This window comes from Pseudomonas sp. HMWF006, from assembly GCF_003061205.1.
Lineage (GTDB): Bacteria > Pseudomonadota > Gammaproteobacteria > Pseudomonadales > Pseudomonadaceae > Aquipseudomonas > Aquipseudomonas monsensis.
In genome coordinates, this window is sequence record NZ_QAIU01000271.1 from 1 (window position 1) to 7,830 (window position 7,830).

The window sequence follows — 7,830 nt, forward strand, 5'->3', positions numbered from 1 at the left end:
ACTACTACCTGCAGACCGAAATCAACCCGTGGCTGGCCAGCCCCGGGTTGATTTCGGTCTGCAGGTAGTAGTTGATCCGCTCGTTGACCGGACTGTCGGCGTTGACCATCGGCACTTTGGCGTTCGGCGCCTTGATGGTCAGCTGGCCGCCCATACGGTCGGTGGCGTAGTCGACAACGGCGTCGTCGAGAAACGCTTCGCTGAACGAATCAATGTAAGCGGTGAAGCTTTTTAGCCCCAGCGCGGTGTCTTCGGGTTTTTCTTCGCCCGGCTTGCAGTAGGCAATGCAGGTTTCGGCGTACTGGGTGCCAGGCTGGGTGATGAAGACGCGGATGCCGATACCCGGGGTGTTCTGCTTGGACAGCAGATCAGCCAGGTAATCGTGGGCGGCGTCGGTAATGGTAATAGCGGTCATGGAAACTCCTCGCAGGCTTGGGCGCAGTTTACGCCAATCGTTGCGCCGGACAAAGTCCTAGTATTTTTGTCAGGAAAGATTCTCGACCGGCTCGTCGTCCACTCGCGCCTTGAGCCAGCGATAACTGCGTTTTTCCACCCATTCGTAGCTCAGCCACGAACCGACGCCGATGGCCAGCACACAGATGCCAAACATCAAATACGGGTTGATGCCGTAGCGCTGCGCGAGGAAACCACCGGCCGACAGCACCAGCACATGCATCAGGTACACCGAATAGGAGCAGTCGCCGAGCAGCTTGAGCACTCGGCTGCGCTCGACATAACGCTCCAGCGCCATGCACGACAGCACCAGCACCGCGCTCGGCACGCCCCAGTTCAATAGCCTTGGCGCCGGCGCGAGGTGATAAATGGCCAGCAACGCCGCGCCGATTCCCAGCAACGGCAGCCACAGGCCGGCACCGATCCAGCCACGGCGGTAGAGCATGCCGATGGCGATCCCCAGCAAAAACTCATAGACGATATCCGAGCGATAGAACGCGCTGATCCAGCCAAACCCGGTCCACGCCTGACTGACCGCGAACAGCAACGCCGCGACCACCAGCAGCCGCACTTCCAGGCGAAACAGCAGAGCCCAGGCGAACAGCACGTAGAAGAGCATTTCGTAATTGAGCGTCCAGCCAACATTGAGCGTTGGATAAATGCCGTAGCCACCGGGATTTTCGGTCGGGATGAAGAGCAGCGACAGGAGCAGATGGTTCCAGTCCAGCGACTGATCCGGCAACAGCGGCTGAGCGAACACCACCAGCAACGCCATCAGCAACGTGTACAGCCAATACGCCGGGACGATGCGAAACAGCCGGTACAGCAGAAACCGCGTCGGCGGCAGCGACTTGCCCTCAGTGGAGAGGAAAATCACCAGGCCGCTGATGACGAAGAAGATATCGACCCCCACCGCGCCTTTGTCGATGAACAACTGCCCCAGCGGCCCACGTGCCTTGAAGTCGAAGAAAATCTGCATGAAGTGGTGGCAAACCACCGTCCAGGCGGCAAGTGCACGCAGGGCTTGCACTGAAATCAACATTGACCGCTCCTGACCAGATCGCTCGAAACCACCGCCGATACCTTGTAGGAGTGAGCCTGCTCGCGATGGCGTCAGCCCGATCAACATGTGATGCGCCTGACACACCGCGATCGCGAGCAGGCTCACTCCTACAATAGTTTCGCGGTGTCGCCAGGTATTGGGACAGCAGGTCGCACTCAAACGATCAAAGATTCTCGTAGCGGTTCATGTCCAGTACGCCCTCTTCCACCGGCTCGGTTTCGTGCATGTACTGACTCAGGTCGTGAAAATAGAACCAGAATTGCGGATGACTGCGACGAATACCCCAGCGTTCGACGATTTTCTCGAAGCGGTCGGCGTCCTTGGCATGCTCCATGGCGTCAACAAACGCGGGTACCTGATCGGCCGGAATATTGAACATGAAGTTCGGATAACTGCTGAGTACCCCAGGATAAATGGTCAAGGTGTCGAGCCCCGGCTGATAGCGCAGCGACTCGCCCAACAGGAACGCCACGTTGCTGTGCGCGCGATTGCGCAGCAAGCTGTAGACCTCGCGCTTGCCGCTGGCGGTCTCGATGCGCAACATCGTTGCTTCCGGCAGTTGTTCGATCACCTTCAAGCCGGCAGCCGGGCGCGATGTCAGGCGACTGAGGGCCTGTTCGGCATTCTGCAGCGCCGGGTCGATATTCGGCCGCGAGCAATACGCGCCGTCGCACCGGTTGATCGGATCAGGCCGCGCATTGAGATCGCCGTAACGCGCCAGCAACTGCATGGCGAAGTCATATTTGGGGTCTTTCCCTGCGAGTTTCAGCCCGGTCGGCTTGTCGTCGTCGATCGCCTCATAATCGAGCCACATCTTGAACTGACCGCTGCTCTGGTACCAATCGTCGAGGTAGTCCTCACGGGAATCGGCCGGCATCAGACGCAGGAAGTTCTGCTCGGCGCCGTTGCGGATCAGGTCGAAATACAGGCGGGTCTGCGCCTGATGGGAGACGTTGCCGAACACATCGAAGTTGACCGCCAACTGGTAATAGGTGCGCTCCAGCAGCGGATAATCGAACAGCCACATAGTCTGTGGCACTTCGCCGATCAGGCCTTTGGTCACCGAGGCGCTGTCGAAGTGGCGGAAGATGCTCAGCAGCGCATTGTCGTTGCCGGCCCACAGGGTCGACCAGCTCGGCGGCGGTTGGTCGGCGTAGCTGTCGCGGCGCAGGGCCTCGTACTCGTTACGCTTGTCGCGGTAGTTGCGCCACAGGCTGAGGACACTGCCGACGTCATCGTTCTGCCCCGGCATCGCCAGCAACGGTGTGGCATGGCCGCGATAGTTCGGGTCGGTGATGTACAGATCGTGCTCCGGCGCCTGGAACAGCGCCCAGAAGTTGTCGCGGATCACGTCGGTCGCGATCTGCCCCCGGCACACTGGCCCGCGAATGAAGGTGCGGACGAAGTACTCGGCGTTATCGAGCATGAACTGATAACGCGCCTGCGCCGGGATCGCCTCGAACGTGGCAAACGGGTTGGCCCGGCTCTGCGGTCCATACCCCGGCAAAGCGTTGACCTGCCAGTTGCCGCTGTAGAACAGGCTTTTGACCCGCGCCATCTTCGCCGCGCTCAGCGGATAGGTGATGTGGGTCTTGTGCACGATCACCCCTTGCACGGGCCACAAGCGGTAGTACACCTGAGTACCCGGATCATCGTTCGGACGGCGGGTGGCAATCAGGTCGATTGGCTGGCCGGTCGGTGTGCGCGAGCGCACCCACTGGAAGTAATGCCCTGGCTCGCCGTCCTTGAAATACAGGTGCGCGAGAAACCAGTGCTCGTACAGCCAGCGTCCGACCAGACTCTGACGGGCACCGGGGGTGTTTAGCAGGTTTTCCCACTGCACGATCTGCAACGCCTCTTTGGCGCTGGGCGCCAGGCCTTGCTCGTCAATTGGCGCACCGGACGCCAGCCAGCGTTGCAGCGTCTGGTATTGCTGATCGGTCAGACCGGTCACCGCCAGTGGCATGCCTTCTTTCGGATGAGCGCCGGCATAGCCTTCGAACTCGGCGGGCATCGCGCACATGTTTTCCCGTTGCAGGCCGAGGACGATGTCTTCAGGGAGTTTGGCATTCGGGGTCAACGGGGTTTTGTGCCCCAGCTCCAGCATGCGCGCCATCAGCGCCGCCTGACTGCCTTGGGCATCGAGCACCGAATAGAAGTCTTTCTGCTGCCAGGCACGCTTGCCAAAAGCGTCGTAGAACAGTCGGGTGGTCGGCGCGGCCTGAGTCCGCTCGCCGTCATACACCGGCATCTTGCTCGCGCCACGGGCGGCGCCTTCACCACTGCCCAGGTTCAGCTGACAGGCGGAGTCGTAGCACGCATGGCATGCCACGCACTTTTCGGTGAAGATCGGCTGAATATCACGGGTATAGGAAATAGTGGGATCTTGCGCAGCAGCGCCCCAGCTTAAAAACAGCAAAAATATGCTGATGACGCGGTACGACATGCCCTTGATCCCGATCCTGAAAAAAACGTCGCGATTCTACAGGATGACGCCCGCACCAACATGAGCGATATTCATGCAAAACCGTCACATGCTCCAAAACCGCACAGGTTTGTTATGATCCCGGCCCTTCGTCATGGTCTTTTCGAGTAGTCCCAATGTCCGATCGCAGCGTTCGCCTTCAAGCTCTCAAGCAAGCTCTCAAAGAGCGCATCCTGATTCTCGATGGCGGTATGGGCACGATGATCCAGAGCTACAAGCTCGAAGAACAGGATTATCGCGGCAAACGCTTCGCAGACTGGCCGAGTGACGTCAAGGGCAACAACGACCTGTTGGTGATCACCCGTCCGGATGTGATCGGCGGCATCGAGAAAGCCTATCTGGATGCCGGCGCCGACATCCTCGAAACCAACACCTTCAACGCCACACGGATTTCCATGGCCGACTACGGCATGGAAGAACTGGCGTACGAACTAAACGTAGAAGGCGCACGCCTGGCGCGCAAGGTGGCTGACGCCAAGACCGCCGAGAACCCGGCCAAGCCACGCTTCGTCGCCGGGGTACTCGGCCCGACCAGCCGTACCTGTTCGCTGTCGCCTGACGTCAACAACCCCGGCTACCGCAACGTCACCTTCGATGAACTGGTGGAGAACTACACCGAGGCCACCAAAGGCCTGATCGAGGGCGGCGTCGACCTGATCCTGATCGAAACCATTTTCGACACCCTCAACGCCAAAGCGGCGATCTTCGCCGTGCAAGGGGTGTTCGAAGAGCTGCACATCGAACTGCCGATCATGATTTCCGGGACCATCACCGACGCTTCCGGCCGCACCCTGTCGGGCCAGACCACCGAAGCGTTCTGGAACTCCGTGGCCCACGCCAAACCGATTTCCGTGGGCCTCAACTGCGCCCTCGGCGCCAGTGAACTGCGCCCCTACCTGGAAGAGCTGTCGAACAAGGCCAGCACCCACGTTTCGGCGCACCCGAACGCGGGTCTGCCGAACGAATTCGGCGAGTACGACGAACTGCCGTCGCAAACCGCCAAGGTCATCGAAGAATTCGCCCAGAGCGGTTTCCTCAACATCGTCGGCGGTTGCTGCGGCACCACCCCGGGCCATATCGAAGCGATCGCCAAAGCCGTGGCCGGTTACGCACCGCGACAGATTCCAGACATTCCCAAGGCCTGCCGCCTGTCCGGTCTGGAGCCGTTCACCATTGATCGCAGCTCGTTGTTCGTCAACGTCGGCGAGCGCACCAACATCACCGGTTCCGCCAAGTTCGCCCGTCTGATCCGTGAAGACAACTACACCGAAGCCCTGGAGGTCGCCCTGCAGCAGGTCGAGGCCGGTGCGCAGGTGATCGACATCAACATGGACGAAGGCATGCTCGATTCGAAGAAGGCCATGGTGACCTTCCTCAATCTGATCGCCGGTGAACCAGATATCTCTCGCGTGCCGATCATGATCGACTCATCGAAATGGGAAGTGATCGAAGCCGGCCTCAAGTGCATTCAAGGCAAGGGCATCGTCAACTCGATCAGCATGAAAGAAGGCGTCGAGCAGTTCATCCATCACGCCAAGCTGTGCAAGCGCTACGGTGCTGCCGTGGTGGTGATGGCGTTCGACGAAGCCGGCCAGGCCGACACCGAAGCGCGCAAGAAAGAGATCTGCAAACGCTCCTACGACATTCTGGTCAACGAAGTCGGCTTCCCGCCGGAAGACATCATCTTCGACCCGAACATCTTCGCCGTGGCCACCGGTATCGAGGAACACAACAACTACGCCGTGGACTTCATCAACGCCTGCGCCTACATCCGCGATGAGCTGCCGTATGCCCTGAGCTCCGGCGGCGTGTCCAACGTGTCGTTCTCGTTCCGTGGCAACAACCCGGTGCGCGAGGCGATCCACTCGGTGTTCCTGCTCTACGCGATCCGCGCCGGCCTGACCATGGGCATCGTCAACGCCGGTCAGCTGGAAATCTACGACCAGATCCCGCAGGAGCTGCGCGACGCCGTTGAAGACGTGATCCTCAACCGCACGCCGGAAGGCACCGACGCCCTCCTCGCCATCGCCGACAAATACAAGGGCGACGGCAGCGTCAAGGAAGCCGAGACCGAAGAGTGGCGCAGCTGGGACGTCAACAAGCGTCTGGAGCATGCGCTGGTCAAGGGCATCACCACCCACATCGTCGAAGACACCGAAGAATCGCGCCAGTCGTTCGCCCGTCCGATCGAAGTGATCGAAGGCCCGCTGATGTCCGGCATGAACATCGTCGGCGACCTGTTCGGCGCTGGCAAAATGTTCCTGCCGCAAGTGGTGAAATCCGCCCGCGTGATGAAGCAGGCGGTGGCCCACCTGATCCCGTTCATCGAACTGGAAAAAGGCGACAAGCCCGAAGCCAAGGGCAAGATCCTCATGGCTACGGTGAAGGGAGACGTGCACGACATCGGCAAGAACATCGTCGGCGTGGTGCTGGGCTGTAACGGCTATGACATCGTCGACCTTGGCGTGATGGTGCCGGCCGAGAAGATTCTGCAGGTTGCCAAGGAAGAAAAGTGCGACATCATCGGCCTCTCCGGCCTGATCACACCGTCGCTGGACGAAATGGTTCATGTCGCTCGGGAAATGCAGCGCCAGGATTTCCACCTGCCGCTGATGATCGGTGGCGCGACCACCTCCAAGGCGCACACCGCGGTGAAAATCGAGCCGAAGTACAGCAACGATGCCGTGGTCTACGTGACCGACGCCTCCCGTGCGGTAGGTGTGGCAACGCAATTGCTGTCCAAGGAGTTGAAGGCCGGTTTCGTCGAGAAGACGCGCCTGGAATACGTCGATGTGCGTGAGCGCACCTCCAACCGCAGCGCCCGTACCGAGCGTCTGAGCTACGCCGCTGCCATTGCCAAGAAGCCGCAGTTCGACTGGGCGAATTACCAGCCGGTCAAACCGACCTTCACCGGCAGCAAGGTGCTGGACAATATCGACCTCAAGGTCCTCGCCGAGTACATCGACTGGACGCCGTTCTTCATTTCCTGGGACCTGGCCGGCAAGTTCCCGCGCATCCTCGAAGACGAAGTGGTCGGTGAAGCCGCCACCGCGCTGTACAAGGACGCCCAGGAAATGCTCGCCAAGCTGATCGACGAAAAGTTGATCAGCGCCCGCGCGGTGTTCGGCTTCTGGCCGGCCAATCAGGTGCATGACGACGACATCGAGCTGTACGGCGATGACGGCAAGCCGTTGGCCAGACTGCATCATCTGCGTCAGCAGATCATCAAGACCGACGGCAAGCCGAACTTCTCGCTGGCCGACTTTGTGGCCCCGAAAGACAGCGACGTCACCGACTACGTCGGTGGTTTCATCACCACGGCCGGCATCGGCGCCGAAGAAGTGGCCAAGGCTTATCAGGACGCCGGCGACGATTACAACTCGATCATGGTCAAGGCCCTCGCCGACCGTCTGGCCGAGGCATGTGCCGAGTGGCTGCACCAGCAGGTGCGTAAAGAGCACTGGGGTTATGCCAAGGACGAGACCCTCGACAACGAGGCGCTGATCAAAGAGCAATACAGCGGCATCCGCCCTGCTCCGGGTTATCCGGCGTGCCCGGACCACACGGAGAAGGCCGCGCTGTTTGCCCTGCTCGACCCTGAGGCCGCCGAAATGCGCGCCGGTCGCAGCGGTGTGTTTCTCACCGAACACTACGCGATGTTCCCGGCGGCAGCGGTCAGCGGCTGGTACTTCGCCCATCCGCAGGCGCAATATTTTGCGGTGGGCAAGGTCGACAAGGACCAGGTGCAGAGCTACACCTCGCGCAAGGGACAGGAACTGAGCGTAACCGAACGCTGGCTCGCACCGAACCTGGGCTACGACAACTGAGA

At 60.4% G+C, this 7,830-nt stretch carries 3 protein-coding genes and 1 pseudogene; 1 reads left to right on the forward strand and 3 read right to left on the reverse strand.

Annotation, left to right across the window (positions count from 1 at the left end; all coding sequences use genetic code 11):
* Positions 1–25 precede the first annotated feature (25 nt).
* The 3 genes and pseudogenes from DBR24_RS11180 to DBR24_RS11190 form a co-directional block, all read right to left on the reverse strand.
* Positions 26–415: pseudogene (locus DBR24_RS11180) on the reverse strand (iron-sulfur cluster biosynthesis family protein); the annotation flags it as partial.
* 69 nt (positions 416–484) lie between these two features.
* Positions 485–1,495, reverse strand: a complete 1,011-nt coding sequence (locus DBR24_RS11185; protein ID WP_128614768.1) for an acyltransferase — start codon at positions 1,493–1,495, stop codon at positions 485–487.
* A gap of 184 nt (positions 1,496–1,679) precedes the next feature.
* Positions 1,680–3,962: a fatty acid cis/trans isomerase gene (locus tag DBR24_RS11190; protein ID WP_128614769.1), complete on the reverse strand. Its 2,283-nt coding sequence runs from the start codon at positions 3,960–3,962 to the stop codon at positions 1,680–1,682.
* Positions 3,963–4,117: 155 nt separating this feature from the next.
* Here DBR24_RS11190 and metH point away from each other — a divergent pair, with 155 nt between their 5' ends.
* Positions 4,118–7,828 carry a methionine synthase gene (gene metH, locus DBR24_RS11195; protein WP_123468200.1) on the forward strand — a complete coding sequence of 1,237 codons (3,711 nt, stop codon included), beginning with the start codon at positions 4,118–4,120 and terminating at the stop codon, positions 7,826–7,828.
* Positions 7,829–7,830: the final 2 nt, after the last annotated feature.

Excerpts from the sequence above, each read along its gene's own strand:
- DBR24_RS11185 (WP_128614768.1), bottom strand. The coding sequence starts at position 1,495 with ATGTTGATTTCAGTGCAAGCCCTGCGTGCACTTGCCGCCTGGACGGTG.
- metH (WP_123468200.1), top strand. The coding sequence starts at position 4,118 with ATGTCCGATCGCAGCGTTCGCCTTCAAGCTCTCAAGCAAGCTCTCAAA.
- DBR24_RS11190 (WP_128614769.1), bottom strand. The coding sequence starts at position 3,962 with ATGTCGTACCGCGTCATCAGCATATTTTTGCTGTTTTTAAGCTGGGGC.